The organism is Guyparkeria sp., from assembly GCF_046540515.1.
Taxonomy (GTDB): Bacteria; Pseudomonadota; Gammaproteobacteria; order Halothiobacillales; family Halothiobacillaceae; genus Guyparkeria.
On sequence record NZ_JBKHFB010000015.1, the window covers coordinates 18,398 to 39,294 of the forward strand.

The 20,897-nt window shown below is 66.5% G+C and carries 15 protein-coding genes and 1 pseudogene; 5 read left to right on the plus strand and 11 right to left on the minus strand.

Annotated features, from left to right (window positions below; all coding sequences use genetic code 11):
* Window positions 1–3: 3 nt before the first annotated feature.
* Together apbC and ppsA are read right to left on the minus strand one after the other, a co-directional pair.
* Window positions 4–1,125 (minus strand): iron-sulfur cluster carrier protein ApbC, encoded by a 1,122-nt coding sequence (apbC, locus tag ACLFRM_RS03410; protein WP_410754308.1) that lies wholly within the window; start codon window positions 1,123–1,125, stop codon window positions 4–6.
* An 86-nt stretch (window positions 1,126–1,211) separates the two neighbouring features.
* Window positions 1,212–3,611: a phosphoenolpyruvate synthase gene (gene ppsA / locus ACLFRM_RS03415; RefSeq protein WP_410754309.1), complete on the minus strand. Its 2,400-nt coding sequence runs from the start codon at window positions 3,609–3,611 to the stop codon at window positions 1,212–1,214.
* A gap of 155 nt (window positions 3,612–3,766) precedes the next feature.
* Between ppsA and ACLFRM_RS03420 the strand changes: the two genes are divergently transcribed.
* A complete protein-coding gene (locus ACLFRM_RS03420) occupies window positions 3,767–4,705 on the plus strand; it encodes an MBL fold metallo-hydrolase (RefSeq protein WP_410754310.1) in 939 nt (312 codons plus the stop codon).
* A gap of 80 nt (window positions 4,706–4,785) precedes the next feature.
* Here the strand turns inward: ACLFRM_RS03420 and ACLFRM_RS03425 are convergent, their stop codons facing one another.
* The 4 genes from ACLFRM_RS03425 to ACLFRM_RS03440 form a co-directional block, all read right to left on the minus strand.
* A complete protein-coding gene (locus ACLFRM_RS03425) occupies window positions 4,786–4,992 on the minus strand; it encodes a hypothetical protein (protein WP_410754311.1) in 207 nt (68 codons plus the stop codon).
* A 23-nt stretch (window positions 4,993–5,015) separates the two neighbouring features.
* On the minus strand, window positions 5,016–5,663 hold the full coding sequence (locus tag ACLFRM_RS03430) for a hypothetical protein (RefSeq protein WP_410754312.1): 648 nt from the start codon (window positions 5,661–5,663) through the stop codon (window positions 5,016–5,018).
* A 77-nt stretch (window positions 5,664–5,740) separates the two neighbouring features.
* On the minus strand, window positions 5,741–6,469 hold the full coding sequence (locus ACLFRM_RS03435) for a pirin family protein (RefSeq protein WP_410754313.1): 729 nt from the start codon (window positions 6,467–6,469) through the stop codon (window positions 5,741–5,743).
* On the minus strand, window positions 6,466–7,467 hold the full coding sequence (locus tag ACLFRM_RS03440) for a glutathione S-transferase family protein (protein WP_410754314.1): 1,002 nt from the start codon (window positions 7,465–7,467) through the stop codon (window positions 6,466–6,468). The genes ACLFRM_RS03435 and ACLFRM_RS03440 overlap by 4 nt, the downstream gene beginning before the upstream one ends.
* A gap of 229 nt (window positions 7,468–7,696) precedes the next feature.
* On the opposite strand from ACLFRM_RS03440, the gene ACLFRM_RS03445 reads away from it, so the two are divergent.
* Complete coding sequence (locus ACLFRM_RS03445; RefSeq protein ID WP_410754315.1) at window positions 7,697–8,947, plus strand: YeeE/YedE family protein; 1,251 nt, start codon at window positions 7,697–7,699, stop codon at window positions 8,945–8,947.
* Window positions 8,948–8,977: 30 nt separating this feature from the next.
* On the opposite strand, the gene ACLFRM_RS03450 is transcribed toward ACLFRM_RS03445, so the two are convergent.
* A complete protein-coding gene (locus tag ACLFRM_RS03450) occupies window positions 8,978–9,652 on the minus strand; it encodes a hypothetical protein (protein ID WP_410754316.1) in 675 nt (224 codons plus the stop codon).
* 192 nt (window positions 9,653–9,844) lie between these two features.
* Between ACLFRM_RS03450 and ACLFRM_RS03455 the strand changes: the two genes are divergently transcribed.
* Window positions 9,845–11,602 (plus strand): Na/Pi cotransporter family protein, encoded by a 1,758-nt coding sequence (locus ACLFRM_RS03455; protein ID WP_410754317.1) that lies wholly within the window; start codon window positions 9,845–9,847, stop codon window positions 11,600–11,602.
* A gap of 119 nt (window positions 11,603–11,721) precedes the next feature.
* On the opposite strand, the gene ACLFRM_RS03460 is transcribed toward ACLFRM_RS03455, so the two are convergent.
* A complete protein-coding gene (locus ACLFRM_RS03460) occupies window positions 11,722–13,167 on the minus strand; it encodes an NAD(P)/FAD-dependent oxidoreductase (protein ID WP_410754318.1) in 1,446 nt (481 codons plus the stop codon).
* A gap of 32 nt (window positions 13,168–13,199) precedes the next feature.
* Complete coding sequence (gene katG / locus ACLFRM_RS03465; RefSeq protein ID WP_410754319.1) at window positions 13,200–15,419, minus strand: catalase/peroxidase HPI; 2,220 nt, start codon at window positions 15,417–15,419, stop codon at window positions 13,200–13,202.
* A gap of 388 nt (window positions 15,420–15,807) precedes the next feature.
* On the opposite strand from katG, the gene ACLFRM_RS03470 reads away from it, so the two are divergent.
* Window positions 15,808–17,271, plus strand: a complete 1,464-nt coding sequence (locus ACLFRM_RS03470; protein WP_410754320.1) for a phospholipase D-like domain-containing protein — start codon at window positions 15,808–15,810, stop codon at window positions 17,269–17,271.
* Window positions 17,272–17,287: 16 nt separating this feature from the next.
* On the opposite strand, the gene ACLFRM_RS03475 is transcribed toward ACLFRM_RS03470, so the two are convergent.
* On the minus strand, window positions 17,288–18,172 hold the full coding sequence (locus ACLFRM_RS03475) for an ABC transporter substrate-binding protein (protein WP_410754321.1): 885 nt from the start codon (window positions 18,170–18,172) through the stop codon (window positions 17,288–17,290).
* 24 nt (window positions 18,173–18,196) lie between these two features.
* On the minus strand, window positions 18,197–20,212 hold the full coding sequence (locus tag ACLFRM_RS03480; protein WP_410754322.1) for a protein-L-isoaspartate(D-aspartate) O-methyltransferase: 2,016 nt from the start codon (window positions 20,210–20,212) through the stop codon (window positions 18,197–18,199).
* A 227-nt stretch (window positions 20,213–20,439) separates the two neighbouring features.
* Between ACLFRM_RS03480 and ACLFRM_RS03485 the strand changes: the two are divergent.
* Window positions 20,440–20,897: pseudogene (locus ACLFRM_RS03485) on the plus strand (ammonium transporter); the annotation flags it as partial.

Consider the following 20,897-nt stretch of genomic DNA (forward strand, 5'->3'; position numbering starts at 1 on the left):
GGTTCACTCCTCGATGACGATTTCCGGTGCCCCGCCCGACTCGGCACGCACCGCCCGTCCGAGCGACGCGGCCAGCCGTCGGGCGGCCTGGCGATAGGTCGCGGCCAGCGCCCCGTCCGGATCACGCGCCACGGTGGGTGTGCCGGCATCCAGATCCTCGCGGATCTGCAGGTTGAGCGGCAACTGGCCGAGCAGTTCGGTGTCATATTGCTCGGCGATGCGCTGCCCGCCGCCCTCGCCGAAGATGGCCTCGACGTGACCGCAGTTCGAACAGACGTGCGTGGCCATGTTCTCGATCACGCCGAGTATGGGGACGCTGACCTTGCGGAACATGTTGATCGCCTTGCGCGCGTCGAGCAGCGCGATGTCCTGGGGCGTGGTCACGATCACGCTGCCGGCCACCGGCACCTTCTGCGCCAGCGTCAGCTGCACGTCGCCGGTCCCCGGGGGCATGTCAACGATCAGGTAGTCCAGCCCGTCCCAGCGGGTGTCGTTGAGCAGCTGCATCAGCGCCGAGGTCACCATCGGACCACGCCAGACCATGGCCGATTCCTCGTCGACCAGGTAACCGATGGACATGGTCTGCAGCCCCTGGGCCTCGACCGGTGCCATCGAATTGTCATCCACCTGTCGCGGCTTCTCGCTGGTGCCCAGCATCCGCGGCTGGCTGGGGCCGTAGATATCGGCGTCCAGCAGCCCCACGCGGGCGCCGTCGGCCGCCAGCGCCAGGGCCAGGTTGACGCTGGTGCTCGACTTGCCCACCCCGCCCTTGCCGGAGGCCACGGCGATGATGTTCTTCACCCCCGGCAGCGGCTTGCCGTGCATGGCCGAGCCCTCGGGGGCGACAAACGCCACGGTGACCTCGGGCTCAAGCGAATCGTCCACCGCCGCGATGGCCTCGCAGACCCGCCCGGTGAGCTCGGCCTCCCAGTCGCCGGCCGGGTAGTCGAGCACGATATCGATTCGACAGACCTTGTCGCTGCACTCGACGCGCTCGATCGCCCCCGAGTCGGCCAGCGTCTGGTCGTTGTTGGGGTCGTGAATCGCCTCGACCGCACCCCGGATCTGCGCGTTTCGGTCGTCGTTCGCGTTGCGCTTCTTGCCGAACAGGCCCATCAGGCTCATCTCTCCCCTTGGTTTACGTGGCGACGGGCCGGCTCACGGCCGGCCTGGGATCAATAGCGTAGCAAAACCGGACCAACCCGGTCTGGTTAGGACGCCTGCAGCCGCTTCTCGGCTTCGAGCACCGTCTGCTGCATGGGCAGCAGGCTGTCAGGATTGAGCGACAGGCTAGAGATACCCTGCTCGACCAGCCACTCGCTGATCTCGGGAAAATCCGACGGGGCCTGACCGCAGATACCGATGTACTTGCCCCGCTCACGGCAGGCGGCGATCGCCATGCCCATCAGCTTCTTGACCGCCGGGTTGCGTTCATCCAGCCCCTCGATCAGCGAGGAGTCGCGATCGACCCCCAGGGTCAGCTGCGTGAGATCGTTCGAACCGATGGAAAAACCGTCGACGTGCTCGAGGAACTCCTCGGCGAGCAGCGCGTTGGCGGGAATCTCGCACATCAGGTAGACCTTCAGATCGTGCCGCCCCCGCTCGAGTCCGGCCGCCGCCATCAGGGCCAACACCCGGTCGACCTCCTCGACGCTGCGCACGAACGGCAGCATCACCTGGGCGTTGGTCAGCCCCATGCCGTCGCGCACCTGCCGCAGGGCCTCGCACTCGAGCTTGAAGGCCTCGGCGAACGACTCGGCGTAGTAGCGCGAGGCGCCGCGGAACCCCAGCATCGGGTTCTCCTCGTGGGGCTCGAACCCGGCCCCGCCCACCATCGAGGCATACTCGTTCGACTTGAAGTCCGACAGGCGCACGATCACCGGCCGCGGGAAAAAGCCCGCGGCAATGGTGCCGATCCCCTCGGCGAGCTTACGGATGTAGAACTCGCGGCGATCGTCGAACCCGACGGTGCGCCGATCGATCTCGGACCGGGTCTCGGCATCGAGCTGGTCGTATTCCAGCAACGCCCGCGGGTGAATACCGATGCGGTTGTTGATGATGAATTCCAGTCGCGCCAGCCCCACACCGGCGGCCGGCAGCGAGGAGAGGCGGAAGGCCTGCGCGGGGTCGCCAAGATTGATCATCAGATCCGTGCGCGTGGTCTCGGCGCCCTTCAGGTCGAGCCGTTCGACCGTGAAAGGCAACACGCCGCGATAGACGTGCCCCGCGCTGCCCTCGGCGCAGGAGACGGTCACCTCCTCGCCGTCGGGCACCCGCTCGGTGGCATCACCACAGCCGACGATCGCCGGGATGCCCAGCTCACGGGCAATGATCGCCGCGTGACAGGTCCGGCCGCCGCGGTTGGTGACGATCGCCCCGGCTCGTTTCATGATCGGCTCCCAGTCGGGGTCGGTCATGTCGGTGATCAGGATCTCGCCGTCGTCCAGCCTGGCCATCTCCGCCGCCGATTCGATGATCCGTGCCCGCCCGGTCGCGATCCGATCGCCGACGCTCTTGCCCTCGACGAGTACCTCGCCCCTCTCCTCGAGATGGTAGGTGGCGTGGGTGGCGGCTTCCCGTTGCGAGTGGACGGTCTCGGGCCGGGCCTGGAGGATGAACAACTCGCCGCTGTCACCGTCCTTGGCCCACTCGATGTCCATGGGCCGAAATTCGCCGGCCTGCTCGCTGTAGTGACGCTCGATTTCCACGGCAAAACGCGCCAGGCTCAGCACCTCCTCGTCGCTGATCGCGAACCGCTGCCGGTCCTCGACCGGCACGTCGACATTGCGGGTCGAGGCCCCGTGGCGGGCATCCTCGGTGTAGATCATGCGAATCGCCTTCTCGCCCAGTTGCCGCGAGACGATCGGGCACAGCCCCTCCTCGAGCGTGGGCTTGAAGACATAGAACTCGTCGGGATTGACCGCCCCCTGCACCACGTTCTCGCCCAGTCCGTAGGCCGCGGTGATGAACACCGCGTCCCGGAACCCGGACTCGGTGTCGATGGAAAACATCACGCCCGAGGCGGCCTTGTCCGAGCGCACCATCTTCTGGACCCCGGCCGACAAGGCGACGGCCATGTGATCGAAGCCCTGGTGCACGCGGTAGGAGATCGCCCGGTCGGTGAACAACGAGGCGAACACGTGCCGGATGCTGTCGAGCAGGGCGTCCTCGCCGGCGATATTCAGGTAGCTTTCCTGTTGGCCGGCGAACGAGGCGGTGGGCAGGTCCTCGGCGGTGGCCGAACTGCGCACGGCCACGTCCGTGTTCTCGCCGTACTCGCGCCCCAGCTCCCGGTACGCAGCCACGATCTCCTCGGCCAGATCCCCGGGCATCTCGCCCTCGGCAATCCAGCTGCGAATCTGCCGTCCGGCCTTTTCGAGCGCGTTGACGTCGTTGGTATCGAGCGAACCGAGCACCTCACCGATCCGGTCGGCCAGATCGTTGTGCTCGAGGTAATGGCGATAGGCGTCGGCGGTGGTGGCAAAGCCATTCGGAACGCGCACGCCGCGCTCGCCCAGCCGAGCCACCATTTCGCCCAGCGACGCGTTCTTGCCGCCCACCGTGGCCACATCCTGCATGCCCAGCTCGGAAAATCGCCGCACAAAGCGCATCGCTACCTCTCCTCTTTTCGTTTACAGCCACCCGGTAACCAGGATCACTCTTCGTCCGAGCTTAGCACCGGCGGGAACTCGACACGGCTGAACCCTGCTCAAAATATCCGGTCTATCGCATGTATACTCCGCCCGACCCTTCACAGGAGATTGACATGCAACGCACAAGCACCGTGATCGCCGGGGCTCTCGCCCTGCTCGCCACGACCTTCGCTCATGCCGAGGACACCTACCAGCCGAAAGCCGAACCGGTCACCGATTCGGTCTACGCCATCATCGGCCCCACCGACGCCCGCACCTACGACAACCACGGCATGAACGCCAACTACGGCGTGATCGCCACCGACGAGGGCGTCATCCTGATCGACTCGGGTCCGGGTGCCTTCAGCGGCCCGCACATCGAGCGCGCCGTGGCGGAAGTCAGCGACGAGCCGATCCGCTGGGTGGTCAACATCGGCGTGCAGGATCACCGTTGGCTGGGCAACGACTACTTCCAGGACAAGGGTGCGGAAATCATCGCCTTCGAGAAGACCGTCGATTCACAGAAGGAATACACCGGCCAGCACATGGAAGGCCGCCTTCCCGACGCACTGAAGGAACGTTTCGAGGGTACCGAGCCGGCCTACGCCGACCGGGTGCTGGAAGGCGACGCGGCGACGATCACCCTCGGCGGCACCGAGATCGAGCTCTCCCTGACCGATGCCCACTTCCCCGGCGATGCGATGGCCTACCTGCCGGAAAGCGATGTGGCGTTCACCGGTGATCTCGTCTACGTCGATCGCATGCTGGGTGTCCACCCCTGGTCGAATCCCAAGAACGGCCTCGAGGCGTTCGAACGACTCGAGGAGATCGATCCGAAGCACGTCGTTCCGGGTCACGGCCGGGTCAGCGACATGGAACGTGCCCGTCGCGATTCGGGCGACTACTACGACTTCCTGGTCAACACCGTCGGCGAGGCGGCCCGCAATTTCGAGACCATGGACGACGTGATGGACGCCAACGAGGATCTCGAGGCCTTCAAGCACCTCGAACACTACGACAGCTGGCATCGCACCAACATGAACCGGACCTTCATCCTGTTCGAAGGCATGTGACGCCGGCTCGACAGCGACCAACGAGAAACGGGGCGTCACGCCCCGTTTTTTTGTGCCCCCGATTCCGTCCAGTACGGGACTCAACCCGCCGCGGGGCAGGCCATCTCGATCAGCTGCACCGCGATGCGCTCGCCGCCGTCCCCGACCAGCCAGTCCTCGCCGCCCTCACTCGCCACGTCGAGCACCCGGACGCGACACCAGCGGCCATCGAGACGCACGTCGACCTGCTCACCGTGCAGCGCCGCGGCCTCGAGCACGTCGAGAATCCCGCAACGAAAATCGGCCACGGGCCGTTCAGTCTCGGGCCGGGTCATCGGGTGCGGCGACGATCGAGCCGGTAGAGCAGCAGCGAGATCAGGAAGATCAGCGGCAATGCCGCCTCGAACCCCTCCTCGAGCGACAGCATCACCATGTCGATGTTGTCCGGCAGGGTGATGTCGAATCGCACGCGCAGGATCGAGGGACCGCGATCGACGGCCTTGAGGATCGGCGAGATCGCCACGCCGAACAGCGCCAGCCAGCCCCAGGGGCGCCGCCAGCCACCACGGGCGATCTCCCGCCCGCCCAGCACCAGCAACCAGATCAGCGTGATCGTCAGACCGACGGCGACCGCCCCGGCGATCAGCTTCTCGGCCATCGGCACGTTCGTCATCTGGTAGTAGTCCGACTTGAACAGGCTGTCGGCGGTGAACTTCTTGTGCCAGCCCTCCTCGCGGGCGGCGAGTGCGGCGGTGATCACGGCCATGCCGATGCGCTTGCCAAGCCCGATGGGCCTGGAGAACAACAGCACCGCCCCGAGCAACAGCCAGAAGACCGGACTCAGGTCCTCGAACCACCACTCTTCACCGAAGATGACCTCGGCCTGCTCGGGCGCCAGCACCAGGCCGAGCGCGACCAGCAAGGCGGCGTAGAGGATCAAGGTGACACCGGTGGCGACGACGATGGCGCGTTGAGTCATGGGGTCTCGTCCGAGAAAAGTGGCCATGCTACCCAGTCCGCCCGAGCGCGGCAACGCGGGCCCGGCCGGGACGGGGGCTAATCCACGTAGGGGCCGCGCTGGCGAATCGGTTCGCCATGGGGGCGCCCGGCGGCCACCATCACCTCGCTGCTCGCGTCGGCCTCGAGTTCGATTCGCGGCTCGTCGTCGAGAAACGCGGCCTGCGCGGGGGAAAGCGACTTGCCGTTGATCCGCACGGCCCCGTCCTTCAGGTAGATGATCGCCCGCCACCCCGACGGCAGCTCGATGGCGTGCCGGCCGCCGGCGTCGAGCAGGACGTGGCGATACAGTGCCTCGGTCTTCAGGCTCACCCGTCCGCCCTCGCCGGCAATGCGCCGCTCGCACCCGCCCTCGAAGGCCACCTCGGGCACCGTCTCGGCCGGGGCCTCCTCGTAGGCGGGCTCGATGGCCTTCAGCCGCCGCGGCAGGTTCACCCACAGCTGGATACCGCCGGTGGTTTCCTCGACCGATGGCATCTCCGAATGGACGATCCCGGCCCCGGCGGTGAACCGCTGCGCCCCGCCCGGCCCCACGCTGGAGACGTTGCCGAGGTTGTCGCGATGCTCGATCTCGCCGCTGAACAGGTAGGTGATCGCCTCGAAGCCGCGGTGCGGGTGCTCGGGAAAGCCCGTGCCCGGCCCGAGCTCGAAGTGGTCGAACATGACGAAGGGATCGAAATTCATGAACACCGGCAGCGGCAGGTGGCGCTTGACCCGCGCCCCGGCACCCTCGGCCATGACGGTGGCATCACGGATATCGATACTCATAGCAGCACCTCTCGCTCGTCCCGGTGGAGCCCACGGTGATGGGGCCGGTCGAACGCGATCTCGGGCCCGCGCGGCACGATGCCAGTGGGGTTGATCCAGTCGTGGCTGACGTAATAGTGGTGCTTGATGTGGTCGAGGCGCACCGTCTGGGCCACGCCGGGCCACTGGTAGAGCTCGCGGGTGAACGCCCAGAGATTGGGGAAGTCGACCAGCCGGTTCCGGTTGCACTTGAAGTGGCCAACGTAGACGGCATCGAAGCGCACCAGGGTGGTGAACAGGCGCCAGTCGGCCTCGGTGATCCGCTCGCCGACCAGGTAGCGCTGCCGCGACAGGCGTTCTTCCAGATCGTCGAGGGCATCGAACAGGCGATCGAAGGCCGCCTCGTAGGCATCCTGCGCGGTGGCGAAACCCGCGCGGTAGACGCCGTTGTTGACGTTCTCGTAGACGGTGGCGTTGATCTCGTCGATCGCACCCTGCAGGTCGGCCGGGTAGTAGTCGTGCCGGTTGCCGGTCAGGTCGTCGAAGGCCGAGTTGAACATGCGGATGATCTCGGACGACTCGTTGTTGACGATCGTCTGGCGCTGCTTGTCCCACAGCACCGGCACGGTGACGATGCCGCTGACCTCGGGATCGGCCCGGGTGTAGAGCTGATGCAGGTGGTGCGCGCCCATCTGGCTGTCGGGCGTGGCGCCGGGGAAGTCACCGAAGTGCCAGCCCTCCGCCCGCATGTGCGGGTGGACCACATCGACGCTGATCAGATCCTCGAGCCCCTTGATCGCCCGGAAGATCAGGGTGCGGTGCGCCCAGGGGCAGGCGTAGGAGACGTAGAGGTGATAGCGCCCCGCCTCGGCCGGAAACCCGCCCTCCCCGCTCGTTCCCGGCGAACCGTCCGGGGTGATCCAGTGTCGGAACATCGACTCCTTGCGGACGAACTCGCCGCCCTCGGACTCGGATTCGAACCAATCGGTATGCAGTTTCCCCTTGACGAGCAGACTCACGCGTTTCTCCTACCACTGACAGTGCAAGCGGCGAAGTATGGACCAGATCATCGGTGACGTTGTCGAACTATTCGAAACCTTCGCTTCGATACCGTGAGATGGTTCGCTCGTCGCCTGCCCGGCCACCTTATGCCCCGATCACGAGATTCTGTGGCGAAAACAACGCCCTGACGCAGGTTTGCCCCTACCATGAGGGTAAATCCGCTTCTCGCTCACCGACGACCGCCTCATGCCGCTGCTGTTCGACAATCCCTGGCTCACCCTGCTCGCCGGCGCCGCGCTGGTCGGGCTGGCCTTCGGCGCCATCGCCGCGGCCACCCGCTACTGCAACACGGGCGCGGTCTCCGACTGGGTCCTGACCGGCGACCCGGGCCGCATGCGCGCCTGGCTGCTGTCGATCGCGGTGGCCGTGATCGGCGTGGCGCTGCTGGAGACCGGCGGGGTGCTCGACCTGGACCAGACGCGGGTCAACTACCGGGGCGCCGAGTTCCCGTGGCTGCGCTACCTGCTCGGCGGTCTCCTGTTCGGCATCGGCATGGTGCTGGCCGGCGGCTGCACCACCAAGACGCTGGTCAACATCGGCTCGGGCGACATGAAGTCGCTGTGGGCCTACGCGGTGGTGGGGCTGACGGCGGCCGTCCTGCTCTACTGGCCCGAGGGCCGCTGGTTCATCGACCAGACGCTGGCCTGGCCGCAGCTGAGCCTCGAGGCGGTCTCCATCGAGCACCAGGACGTCGGCGCCCTGCTCGCAGGCATCACCGCGCTCGGTTCACTGGAGCACTGGCGCCTGGCGACCGCGCTGCTGGTGGCCGCCGGGCTGGTCGCCTGGCTGTGGCGGATGGATCACGGCCGACGCATGCGTCGCGCGGACGTGATCGGCGGACTGGGCATCGGCCTGGTGATCACCGCCGGCTGGCTGTGGACCGGCTCGGCGGCCGGGCAGGCGCTGATGAGCGAGGCGGCGCTGGCCTTCGACCCGCCCAAGGGGACCGGCACCCAGTCGCTGAGCTTCGTCGCGCCGGCCGCCGAGGCACTGCGACTGGCCGAATCGCCGGCACTGGAACTGGTCACCTTCGGCATCGTTGCGATGCTGGGCGTCATCCTCGGCGCCGGTTTCTGGGCCGTCGCACGCGGGCATTTCCGGCTACAGGGGTTCCGCAGCTGGTCACAGTTCGCCACCTACTCGGCCGGCGGGCTGCTGATGGGAACGGGCGGGATCATCGCCATGGGTTGCTCGGTCGGCCAGGGGCTCTCGGGCAGCTCGACGCTCGCTCTGGGCAGCCTGATCGCGCTGGGCGGCATCGTGCTGGGCGCGTTCGTCACCCTCAAGGTCATGCTCTATCGCGCCCTCTACCCGGAGAGCCGCCGGCGTTCGCTGGCCTGCGCCCTGATGGCCGACCTGCGCCTGATCCCGCGCCGCTGCCACCCCTTCCGCGACGAGGACCCGACCGGCGAGCGCCCGAGCGGCTGCTCGCGATAAGGCACTCCGGCCATCCGGAGTTCGGGCCGATCAGTCGCCGGACGACTCGATGCGCAGCAACGGCGCCCAGCCGTCGGCGAACACCCGCTCGGCCAGCGCGACCGGGTAGTCGAGCGAAACCCGGTCGCTGGGCGCAAGCACCTGCCGCTCGCCCCAGTCGACCTCGTCAGACTCCTCGAAACGCGCCACCCGGTAAGCGAACGGCTCGTCCTCGTTGTTGATCAGCGTCAGGCGCGTGGTGATCGCCGCCGTCTCGTCGAGCCCGGCCTGCTTGCGCACCCGCTCGATGTTCTCCTGCACGTAAGGCGGCAGGCCGACGGACAAGGTCCGTTCGTGCAGCTTGACGTTGACGTGCGACAGTCCGCTCAGCGCCTCGCCTGGCATGGCATCGAACACGAACATGTTGCGGAACGTCGTCATCGCACCCGAATCGCGTTCGCGGCACGATCGATAGCGCGTATCCGGAAAGACCCCAGAGAGTACCCAGGTGGTCCAGCCCGCGCTGCCCTCACGATCGGCACTCCGGTTGTCGCGTTCGCAATCGTCGGTGGTCACAACGCTCGTGGCGAACAGGCCACGGGTTTCGCGCTCCACGATGTCGCGGATCTCGAGTTCACCCTCGACCTCGGCCTCGCAGCCGGCCAGAAGCGCCGACACACCGATACCGGCGGCCAACAGGGGCATCAGAAACAAACGACGTCGCATCGTCAAAACCTCTCGCGCAACGCCACGAACGACGGCCCTGTGGCCGACACCAGGTATCGGCGAGCCGTCGGCCGATGGCCGGTAAAACAGGGACGCGGAGTCTAGCACTCGCCTCAGCACTCGGCTTGCCGCCAGGGAACCGGGTCGACGAGACGTCCGACATCGCATCACAGGATCGCTATCATCGACGACATGAATCTCCAGTTGATCCTCACCTTTCTCGGCGGCGTCGGCCTGTTCCTGCTCGGCATGCGGCTGATGACCGACGGCCTCAAGGTCGCTGCCGGCGATGCGCTGCGCGACATCCTCGCGCGAGGCACCGCCACCACGCCGCGGGGCATCGTGTCCGGCATCGGCATCACGGCGGTGGTGCAATCGTCCTCCGCGGTGATCTTCGCCACCGTGGGCTTCGTCAACGCGGGGCTGCTGACGCTGTTCCAGGCCGTCGGGGTGATCATCGGCAGCAACATCGGCACCACCGCCACCTCCTGGCTGGTGGCGATCGTCGGCTTCAAGGTCGACCTGCAGGCGCTGGCCCTGCCCGCGGTGGCCATCGGCATGCTGCTGCGCGTGACCGGCCAGGGCAAGCGGCGCGCCTACCTCGGCGATGCCCTGACCGGGTTCGGCATCTTCTTTCTCGGCCTGGACGTGCTCAAGGCGAGCTTCGGCGACTTCGGCGAGGGGTTCGATCTCGCCGAGTACACCGGCAACGGCGTGCTCAGCCTGCTGATGTTCGCCGCCATCGGCGTGATCATGACGGTGGTGATGAACTCCTCGAGCGCCTCGCTGGCCATCACCCTGACGGCCGCCGGCACCGGCGTGATCCCGCTGACGGCGGCCGCGGCCATGGTGATCGGCGCGAACGTCGGCACCACCTCGACCGCCCTGTTCGCGGTCATCGGCGCGACCTCGTCGGCCAAGCGCGCCGCGATCGCCCACGTACTGTTCAACGTGGTGGTCGGCATCGTCGCCTTCGTCTCGTTGCCCGCCCTGCTCTGGCTGGTGGCGCAGGCCGCGCAACTGATGCGCCTCGAACCGGGCCCGGCCACCTCGCTCGCGATCTTTCACACCACCACCAAGCTGCTCGGCATGGCGATCTTCTGGCCGGCCACTCCGCGACTGGTCCGCTTCCTCGAGACGCGATTCCGCAGCGCCGAGGAGGACGAAGGCCAGCCAAGGCACCTCGACCGCAACATCGCCCGCACACCCGACCTGGCGCTCGACGCCCTGAACATGGAACTCAGGCGCATTGGCCAGATCGCCCGGCGCGGTGCACGCGACGTGGTGAGCATGGAGGGATCGGCCGCCATCGATCGACTGCACCGCGACCGGGCCATCGTCGAGCGGCTGATCCTGGCCTGCGTCGAGTTCGCCAACCGCGCCCAGTACGGCGAGATCCCGGCGTCGATCGCCGAAGGCTTCCCTCTGGCCATGCGCATCAGCCGCTATTACGGCGACATCGCCGAGCACGTCGAGGAGATCGCCAAGCTCGAGGCGACGCTCACCGCACCGACCGACCCGGCGATCGCCGAGGCGCTGACGGAATTTCGCCGAGAGACGGCACATTTCCTCGACCTGGCAGACCCGGAAGCCGAGGGCTTCGAGATGAAGCCGATCAAGCGCGCGATCAAGGACTTCGCCGACGATTACCAGTCGCTCAAGGCACTGCTGCTGCGGGCCGGGGCCGACGACCGCCTGCCGGTACGCCAGATGGTCGCCCGCCTCGACGAGCTCAGCTACGTCCGCCGCATCGTCGACCAGGCCTACAAGGCGGCCAAGTACACCCGGCGTCTGCGCAAGCAACTCGATCACCATCCGGACTCCGAGGCTACTGTCGACGGCGAGGAGTTTTACCGTGACGACGCGGTCATGCGGATGACCGACAATCGCAAACCGAGACCGGAGTCGACGGCGACGCTCCTGGACGACAACGAAGGCATCGACCGCTGACGATAACGGGTCACCTGCTCGGACCTCATCACTCTCCAGTAATCAGAACAGGCTTTTCCGGCTGCGAGCGAACCTCGGCATGCCACGGTGAGAAGGCCGGAGGGACGGCCCACCGCGCCTTATTCCTGACCGACCTCCCGCTGTCCCGCGCGGCGCCGCTCGCGCTCGAGCCGGTGGCCACTGCGCTCGAACTGAAACTGGGTCACGTCCTGCGGGAAAAGCATGGAAATGTTCCATTCGAAATAGACCTGCACCTTGCGCAGCAAGGTCGGCAGTTTGAACAGGTAGAAGGCACGCCACAACAACCAGGCGAAGCGTCCCGAGAACCGCATGCCGAAAACCTGCGCTACGGCCTTGTGGTGACCTATCGTGGCCAACTCCCCGCGCGGGCGATAGCTGAAGCCACGACTACCCTCGCCCCGGATGCAACGGACGATATTGTCGGCCAATTGCTGGCCCTGGCGCTCGGCAAACTGCGCAGTCGGCGGGCTGAGCTCACCGTTGTGATGGTTCGGCACGGCGGCACAGTCACCGATGGCCCATATGCCCTCGGCATCTTTCACCGACATGTCCTCCTCGGTACACAGCCTGCCTTTCAACTTCTCGAAGGGAAGCTGTTCGATCAATGGATAGGCCTGTGTACCCACGGTACAGACAACGTTCGCGGCATCGATCCGGTTGCCGTCCTGGTCTTCGGCACCATTGGCGGTCACGCGGCTGACCCCCGTGTCGCAGTGCACACCGATCCCCCGCTGGGTCAGCGTGTGCTCGGCAAAGTCTCCCAGGGACTTGGGGAATTCCTCCACCAGGCGCGGACCGTGCTCGAGGATGCGGATATCGAAGTCCTGCTCCTCCACGCCGGCATAGTGCTTACAGGCGGCACGCAGGAAGTCGTAGATTGCTCCAGCGACCTCCACCCCGCTATTACCGCCCCCCACTACCAGAAACCGCAGCAACCACCGGCGTCGGTCCGGATCGGTCTCCTGGCAAGCCTCCTCGAGCGCATCGATGATCCGGTTGCGCAGGTGCAGTGCATCGCCCAGGGTCTTCAATGCGAGGCCGTGCTCCGTCATGCCCGGGATGATGTCCAGATTGGCAAGCGTGCCGCAGGCAAGCACCAGGTGCGCGTACTCGATCCTGCGTTCGTCGTGATCCCGGTAGATAACCTCGCGGCGTTCGGGATCGATACGGGTGACGCAGCCCTGGACGAACTCGGCCTTGTCGACAATCCCGCGCAAGGGCGAGACGGAATGGGAAGGGAACAAAGAACCACTCACCACCTCCGGCAGGAGCGGGGTGAAGGTCATGAAGGTTTCCTCGTTGATCAGCACCGTCCGCCATCCCGCGGGGAGATGGCGCTCGAGCCGACGGATGGCGGCCGTGCCCGCAAAGCCGCCGCCCACGATCACGATATTTCTCGATGGCATGCTCGCCTCCACGGATAGGGGCTGCCATTCCGGCAGTTGGCTGGACCTTTCCCAGAAGCGTAGACCCAGCCACGACGCTTTACCCATGGGTGACACCGGAACCGCTGGCCTCGAACCCGGGGCCAGCTTGATCCCCAACGGCCATCGTCGCGGAACCCCCCGCGACTTCGTCAGTCGATGTCGCAGCGCCCCGCGTTCATCACCTTGTTCCAGGCGGAGACGAAATCGCGCACGAACTTCTGCCCGGCGTCTTCCTGGGCGTAGGCCTCGACGATCGCCCGCAGTTGCGAGTTCGAACCGAACACCAGGTCGACGCGCGTGCCGGTCCACCTGAGCTCGCCCGTCTTGCGATCACGCCCCTCGTAGATGTCCTCGTCCGCCTCGGTCGGCTTCCAGACCGTGTCCATGTCGGTCAGGTTGACGAAGAAATCGTTGGTCAGGGTGCCCGGCTCGTCGGTGAACACGCCGTGCTTGCTCTCGCCGAAATTGGCGCCGAGCACGCGCATGCCGCCGACCAGCACCGTCATTTCCGGGGCGGACAGACCCAGAAGCTGGGCACGATCCACCAGCATCTCCTCGTCGGACACGGTGAACTTGGCGCGACGGTAGTTGCGGAACCCGTCGGCCTCCGGCTTCATCGGGTCGAAGGAGTCGGCATCGGTCTGCTCGGCGGTGGCATCGGTGCGCCCCGGCGCGAACGGCACCTCCACCGGGTAGCCGGCATCCCAGGACGCCAGTTCGATCGCCGCGGCACCGCCAAGCACGATCAGGTCGGCCAGCGACACGCGCTTGCCGCCGTACTGCGCGTCGTTGAATTCCTTCTGGATGCCCTCGAGGGTCTTGACCACGCGCGCGAGCTGCTCGGGCTCGTTGACCTCCCAGTCCTTCTGCGGTGCGAGACGGATGCGCGCGCCGTTGGCCCCGCCACGCTTGTCCGAGCCGCGGAAGGTGGAAGCCGACGACCAGGCGGTGTAGACCAGTTCGCGCACGCTCAGGCCCGAATCCAGGATCGCCGCCTTGAGATCCTCGGCATCCTGCTCGTCGATCAGCACGTGATCGACCGGCGGCACCGGATCCTGCCAGATCAGGTCCTCTTCCGGCACGTCCGGGCCGAGGTAGCAGTCCTTCGGGCCCATGTCGCGGTGGGTCAGCTTGAACCAGGCGCGGGCGAAGGCGTCGGCGAACTCTTCCGGGTTCTTGTGGAAGTGCTCGGAAATCTTGCGGTAGTCCGGGTCCTCGCGCATCGCCATGTCGGCGGTGCTCATCATGATGCCGACCCGCTTGTTGGGGTCCTCGGCATCCGGGGCGTGGTCCTTCTCGGCCAGGTTCTTCGGGGTCCACTGCCAGGCGCCCGCCGGGCTCTTGGTCAGCTCCCAGTCGTAACCGAACAGCACGTCGAAGTAGCTCATGTCCCACTTGGTCGGGGTCGGCGTCCAGGAGCCCTCCAGCCCGCTGGTGATGGTGTCGCGGCCCTTGCCGGAGCCGTAGCTGCTCTTCCAGCCCAGGCCCATCTCCTCGACCGGCGCGGCCTCCGGCTCGGGACCGACGTGCGCGGCATCACCGGCGCCGTGGACCTTGCCGAAGGTGTGACCGCCGGCGGTCAGCGCGACGGTCTCGTAATCGTTCATCGCCATGCGCTCGAAGGTCTCGCGGATATCCTTCGCGGAGGCGAGCGGGTCGGGCTCGCCATCCGGGCCTTCGGGGTTGACGTAGATCAGGCCCATCTGGACGGCGGCCAACGGATTTTCCAGCTCGCGGTTGCCGCTGTAGCGGCTGTGCGGCTTGTCGCTGGTGGCCAGCCACTCGGTCTCCGCGCCCCAGTAGATGTCCTCTTCCGGCGCCCAGATGTCCTTGCGCCCGCCGCCGAAGCCGAAGGTCTTGAAGCCCATGGACTCGAGCGCCATGTTGCCGGCAAGGATGTACAGGTCCGCCCAGGAGAGCTTGTTGCCATATTTCTGCTTGATCGGCCAGAGCAGCCGGCGGGCCTTGTCGAGGTTGGCGTTGTCCGGCCAGCTGTTGATCGGCGCGAAGCGCTGGTTGCCGGTCGAGGCCCCGCCGCGGCCGTCGGCGGTGCGGTAGGTGCCCGCCGAGTGCCAGGCCATGCGGATCAGGAACGGGCCGTAATGGCCGTAGTCGGCCGGCCACCAGTCCTTGGAGTCGGTCATCAGGTCGACCAGGTCCTTCTTCACCGCCTCGACGTCGAGTTTCTTGAATTCCTCGGCGTAGTCGAATGCCTCGCCCAGGGGGTTCGACACCGCGGTGTGCTGGTGAAGGATGCCGAGATTGAGCTGGTTCGGCCACCAGTCCCTGGCGCCACCGCCACCACCACCCATCCTGGTGCGGCTGCCGTGCATTACCGGACACTTGCCCGTGTTCGCGTTTTCGCCCATTTCCTGCTCCTCGTGGTCTTGGTGGAGGTCAACCGCATCACGGCCGACTCTCCGGATTTGCTCATGCAAGATTTGCCCGCGGGAAATCCCGGCGGGAAACGGCTCGCGGCCGAAACCGGGGAAACGCGCACGGGTGCGCCCCGTTCCAAAACCGGGTTCATGGCCAAGTTAGGCGTCGGAGCCACCGGCTGCAAATTGATTTTTCAACGCACATCGATAGCCCTCGACTATCGATAAATCGGACATCAATTTGTTTGATAAATAATAACCACACACGATCACACGCATGAATTATGAATGGCAACTTGACGAAAGGGCACGGCTCCAAGCGGTGTAGCATTTGCCTGGTGCCCGACCTGCTCCGGACAAAGACCACACCCGAAACCCGATGCATCACACCGCTTTTCACCCCGGAAAACGCACCTTGATCGCCCTGACGGCGGCCGGCCTGCTTGCCTGGCTGATCGTCGGCACCTGGCATGTCTACAAGCCGATGCCGGGCGGGCTCGACGTGGCGAGCCCCTGGGTGCCGGCCCAGAACGTGACCTTCCTCGCCGATACCACCTACACCGCCGCCGACGGCGAACGCGTCAGCGACCAGCGGATATTCGATGCGATCGTGGACACGGTGGAAGGGGCACGAGAGCTTCTCGTGCTCGACATGTTCCTGTTCAACGACTTTGCCGGCGAGGCGGCCGACGGCCACCGCCCGCTGTCGACCGAACTGACCACGGCACTGGTCGAGCAGCAACGCCGCGAGCCGGGTCTTGATGCGGTGCTGATCACCGACCCCGTCAACACCGTCTACGGCAGCGTCGAATCCGACCACCTCGAGCGACTGCGCGCGGCCGGCGTGCGGGTGGCCGTCACCGACCTGGACCGACTGCGCGATCCCAACCCCCTTTGGTCCGGGCTGTGGCGACTGTGCTGCCGCTGGCTGGAGAGCGAACCGGGATCGGGCTGGCTGCCCAACCCGCTGGCCGAGGACCGGGCCTCGACCCTGGGTGCATGGATGCGACTGCTCAATTTCAAGGCCAACCACCGCAAGACGGTGATCGCCGATCGGGGCGAGGACTGGATCGGGCTGGTCACATCGGCCAATCCACACGACGCCAGCAGCCGTCACGGCAACGTGGCGCTGCGGTTTGCCGGCCCCGCGGCCCTCGACCTACTGTCGACGGAGGCGGCCGCGGCCGATCTCTCGGGCGCCGAACGGGCATTCACGCTGCCCTCGCCACCCCGCGGCGACTATTTCCACGCGACCGAGGGGCGTCTGCGCGTGCTCACCGAGGCACGCATCCGCGAGGCCGCCGTGGCGATCATCGAGGCGGCCGAGAACGGCGACCGACTGGATCTGGCGATGTTCTATCTCGCCCATCGCGAGGTGATCGAGGCACTCAAGCATGCCGCCGCCCGCGGGGTGAAACTGCGCGTGCTGCTCGACCCCAACCACGACGCCTTCGGCCGGAGGAAGAACGGGATTCCCAATCGCCCCGTGGGCATGGAGCTTCACCGGGCGGGCGCCGAAGTGCGCTGGTGCCATACCGACGGCGAGCAGTGTCACAGCAAGCTGCTGCTGCATCGCGCCGCCGACGACTCGGGGCGCCTGCTGCTCGGCTCGGCGAACTTCACCCGGCGCAACATCGACAACTTCAACATGGAAACCAGTGTCGAGTGGCAGGCACCCGCCGGGCACCCAGCGTTGCAGGCGGCCCGCGGCTTTTTCGACACCCGCTGGCACAACCCGAACGGCGAACGCCACAGCCTGCCGTTCGACGAATACGCCGACGACTCATCCTGGCGTTACTGGCGTTACCGAATAATGGAGGCCACCGGGCTGTCGACCTTCTGATGACCTGCCGACCCGCTCAGACCGGTGAGAAGATCGCCTCGAAACCGGCCTCGTCGACCCGGGACAGACCCAGGCGATCGAACTGCCGCCACATCTCACGCCAGCGCTCGGCATCCGGCACGACAGGAGAGACCAGGCGATGGCAGGTATCCAGAACGATCGCGTCCATCAGGTCGCTCCGGTCTTCTCCGCTGTAGCGGTACCAGAGCCGTTTCGCCTCGTCCGGGTCCTCGCGGCAGAGCGTCGCCCCCTCCGAGGCAACGCGCGTGACCGCCTCGACCACCTCGGGGTATTCACGGCCGAAGGCCTCGCCGGTAAACAGCTCGAGCGCCGAGAAGTTGGGCAGACCGACTTCGGTGCTGGAGATCAAACGCGCCGTCACGCCCGCCTCGCGGGCCTCGACCCCCTCGAAGTTGGCGAAACACAACCAGGCGCCGTGGTAGCCGGCCTGCAGGTTCTTGAGGTGCTCGAAACCGGCCGCTTCGATCTGCAGCTGCGCTGACTCGAACTGGAAGCCCTCGCGTTCGCACCAGCGGCCGACGATCAGCCGGGCGAGGTCATCGGTGACCTCGCCGGCCACCGGCGAGGCCACCCGGATCGTTTCGCCCCGCGCGAGCGCCTGCTCGCCTTCCGGGGTCAGCATCACCCCGCCCTCGGTCTCGAAGAAGCACCCCAACGCGCGAAGTCCGGGGCGGGCCTCGTCGATCATGTGCAGCGGCTCGTTGCAGGCAAACGCCAACCTGCCCTTGGCGACGTCGGCGAGACCGTCGTAGTGACCTTCGGGCTCGATCAGCGTCACGTCCAGCCCCGCATCGCGAAACCAGCCCTTCTCGATGCCGGCGATGAACGGCAGGTGGTCCGGGTTGAGAAACCATTCGAGCCCCAGTTCGATCGATTTCATGCACTCTCCTTCTGAATTGAGGGTCTAGACACCAAAGGGGTAGGTATCCGCGGCGCCGGCGAGCGCTCGGCTGTCGAGCGGCGTGACGGCCCGACTGCGATCGACCCAGATGTACTCGTCGAACTGCGTCGGCAACTCGGCGTGAAAGTAGTGGCTGGCGCGCTCGGTTTCCGGACGATAGATCACCCCGACGGCCCGTTCCAGGCGCGGCTCGGCCAAGCCCTCGCGCACCCGGGCATCAGCACCCCGGCCCAGCGGCAACAGGAAGCCGGCTCGGCCGGTCTCGTGACAGAGACGCTCGTAGCTGTCGGGCAGCGCCGGGCGCAACGTCTTGACCTCCATCGGCTCGTCCCAGTTGGAGGCGGCCGCCACCGTGCCGGTGTCCGTGCCGAAGCCGATCGCGTAGACGGCTTCACCGAAACGCGCCCGGCACAGCTGACCGATATTGAATTCGCCGCGACGCGACATGTCGGTCGCGCGTGCATCGCCGACGTGCGAGTTGTGCGCCCAGATCACACCGCGGCTGCCCGCACCGTGATGGGCCAGCAGTGCCTCGAGTGTCTCGAACATGTGGCCATCGCGCAGGTTCCAGGCGCTGCGCGAGCCGTAGAACATCGAGCGGTAGTACTCCTCGGCGTTGGCGACCAGGCGCGCGTTCTGCACCGCATCGAGGAACCGGTCGCCATCCTGCTCGGCGTACAGGCGATGACGTTGCTGCAGATCACGCAGCATCTCTGCCACCGGGGCCTCGCAGCCGGCAAACCCCGGGCTCAGCGCCAGACGCGCATAGGCGGCCGGGTCAGGCTCGAAGGGTGTCAGGCAGCCGTAGCGCTCGCGGGCGACGACGGCGGCCTCCGGATCGACGTCGTCGAGGTAGTCCAGCACCGCGGCGATGGAGTTGTAGAGGCTGTAGAGGTCCAGGCCGTGAAAGGCGACACGCTCGGCGGGTGCCCGTTTGGCGTTGTATTCGTGCAGCCAGTCGACGAACGCGCGCACCTCCTCGTTGCGCCACATCCAGGTGGGAAACCGGGCGAAGGCGGTCCACTCGGACGGTGGGTGGTCGGCGTGTCGCACGTAGTGATCGATCCGGGCGGTATCCGGCCAGTCACCCTCGATCGCGACGAAATCGAAGCCCTTCTCCTCGATCAGCGCCCGGGTGATACGTTGGCGGGCCCGGTAGAACTCGGAGGTGCCGTGCGAGGCCTCGCCGATCAGCACCAGGCGCGAGTCGCCAATCCGATCCAGCAGGCCGGCGAGCGGCAGGTCGTCGACCGAATCGAACCCCTCGGCCACCTCCCTGATGCGCCGGCTCAACGAGCGATCCCGACCGGAGATCGTGCCTCGCCCAAATCCCCGCCGCGGACGGGCATGCGCCTCGTCCCATCCACCCTCACCCAACAGGGGAGCGAAACGCACATCGGCCAGGTCCTCGCGGCGATACTCGTCCTCGCCCAACCGGGTGATCCGCACAAGTTCCTGCGTCTCGTCGTCCGGGCCCACCGGAATCACCAGTCGGCCGCCCACCGCCAGCTGGCGCTTGAGCGCATCCGGCACGCCGGGGCTCGCCGCGGCCACCATGATCGCATCGAAGGGCGCGGCCTCGGGCCAGCCCAGCGACCCGTCACCCTCACGCACCTCGACGTTCGCAAGCCCCTGGTCGATCAATGCCCGTTGCGCCTGGTTGGCGAGCTCGCCGATACGCTCGATGCTGTACACCTCACCGGCGATATGCGCCAGCAGTGCGGCGGCGTAACCCGAGCCGGTACCGACGTCGAGCACCCGCTCGCCGCCGTGCTCGCCGCCGTGAAGGTCGAGCGACTCGATCATCATCGCCACGATCGAGGGCTGGGTGATGGTCTGACCGGCGGCAATGGGCAGCGCGGTGTCGTCGTAGGCGAACTCGCGCAGATCCATCGGCACGAAGGCCTCGCGCGGCACGCGCCGCATCGCCTCGAGCACCTGTGGCGATCGCACGCCGCGGGCACGCACCTGGTAATCGACCATTGCCTCGCGCCGTGCTTTTTGGGCTGAATCGGTCATCGCTCACCCCCATGGGGACGCTTGATGGAACACGGGTCGGACAAGCATAGCCAATGCATCACCGGAAGGTGTCCGTCCGGCATTAATTGCACCACATATGTGCGCCCATGGACTCAAATGCACCACGACACCGCAATTAGTTCGGCATTTCTGCCCCGCAATGCGGCATGCGCCCATGGAACAATTCCTGCTTTTGGTGCAGCCAGCAACTCAGACGGGAGACTTCGATGGAAACGTTTCAGGACGGTGCGAACACCTTCTTTCTCTTGATCGGCGCGGCGATGGTGCTGGCCATGCACGCCGGCTTCGCCTTTCTCGAGGTGGGCACGGTGCGCGAAAAGAACCAGGTCAATGCCCTGGTCAAGATCATCGGCGATTTCGCCGTGGCGACGATCGCCTACTTCTTCATCGGCTACTCGATCGCCTACGGCATGGACTTCTACGCCGCGGCGGCCGAACTGAACGCCGGCAACGGCTACGAGCTGGTCAAGTTCTTCTTTCTGCTGACCTTCGCGGCGGCCATCCCGGCGATCATCTCCGGTGGCATCGCCGAGCGGGCCAAGTTCTACCCGGTGCTCGCGGCGACCTTCCTGATCGTGGCATTCATCTACCCGGTCTACGAGGGGATGGTCTGGAACGGCCGGTTCGGCCTGCAAGGCTGGCTGGAGTCCACATTCGGCGCCGG

Bases quoted from the DNA above. Each gene is read 5' to 3' on its own strand.
- apbC (WP_410754308.1), bottom strand. From the start codon at position 1,125: ATGAGCCTGATGGGCCTGTTCGGCAAGAAGCGCAACGCGAACGACGAC.
- ppsA (WP_410754309.1), bottom strand. From the start codon at position 3,611: ATGCGCTTTGTGCGGCGATTTTCCGAGCTGGGCATGCAGGATGTGGCC.
- ACLFRM_RS03420 (WP_410754310.1), top strand. From the start codon at position 3,767: ATGCAACGCACAAGCACCGTGATCGCCGGGGCTCTCGCCCTGCTCGCC.
- ACLFRM_RS03430 (WP_410754312.1), bottom strand. From the start codon at position 5,663: ATGACTCAACGCGCCATCGTCGTCGCCACCGGTGTCACCTTGATCCTC.
- ACLFRM_RS03435 (WP_410754313.1), bottom strand. From the start codon at position 6,469: ATGAGTATCGATATCCGTGATGCCACCGTCATGGCCGAGGGTGCCGGG.
- ACLFRM_RS03445 (WP_410754315.1), top strand. From the start codon at position 7,697: ATGCCGCTGCTGTTCGACAATCCCTGGCTCACCCTGCTCGCCGGCGCC.
- ACLFRM_RS03450 (WP_410754316.1), bottom strand. From the start codon at position 9,652: ATGCGACGTCGTTTGTTTCTGATGCCCCTGTTGGCCGCCGGTATCGGT.
- ACLFRM_RS03455 (WP_410754317.1), top strand. From the start codon at position 9,845: ATGAATCTCCAGTTGATCCTCACCTTTCTCGGCGGCGTCGGCCTGTTC.
- katG (WP_410754319.1), bottom strand. From the start codon at position 15,419: ATGGGCGAAAACGCGAACACGGGCAAGTGTCCGGTAATGCACGGCAGC.
- ACLFRM_RS03470 (WP_410754320.1), top strand. From the start codon at position 15,808: ATGCATCACACCGCTTTTCACCCCGGAAAACGCACCTTGATCGCCCTG.
- ACLFRM_RS03475 (WP_410754321.1), bottom strand. From the start codon at position 18,172: ATGAAATCGATCGAACTGGGGCTCGAATGGTTTCTCAACCCGGACCAC.
- ACLFRM_RS03480 (WP_410754322.1), bottom strand. From the start codon at position 20,212: ATGACCGATTCAGCCCAAAAAGCACGGCGCGAGGCAATGGTCGATTAC.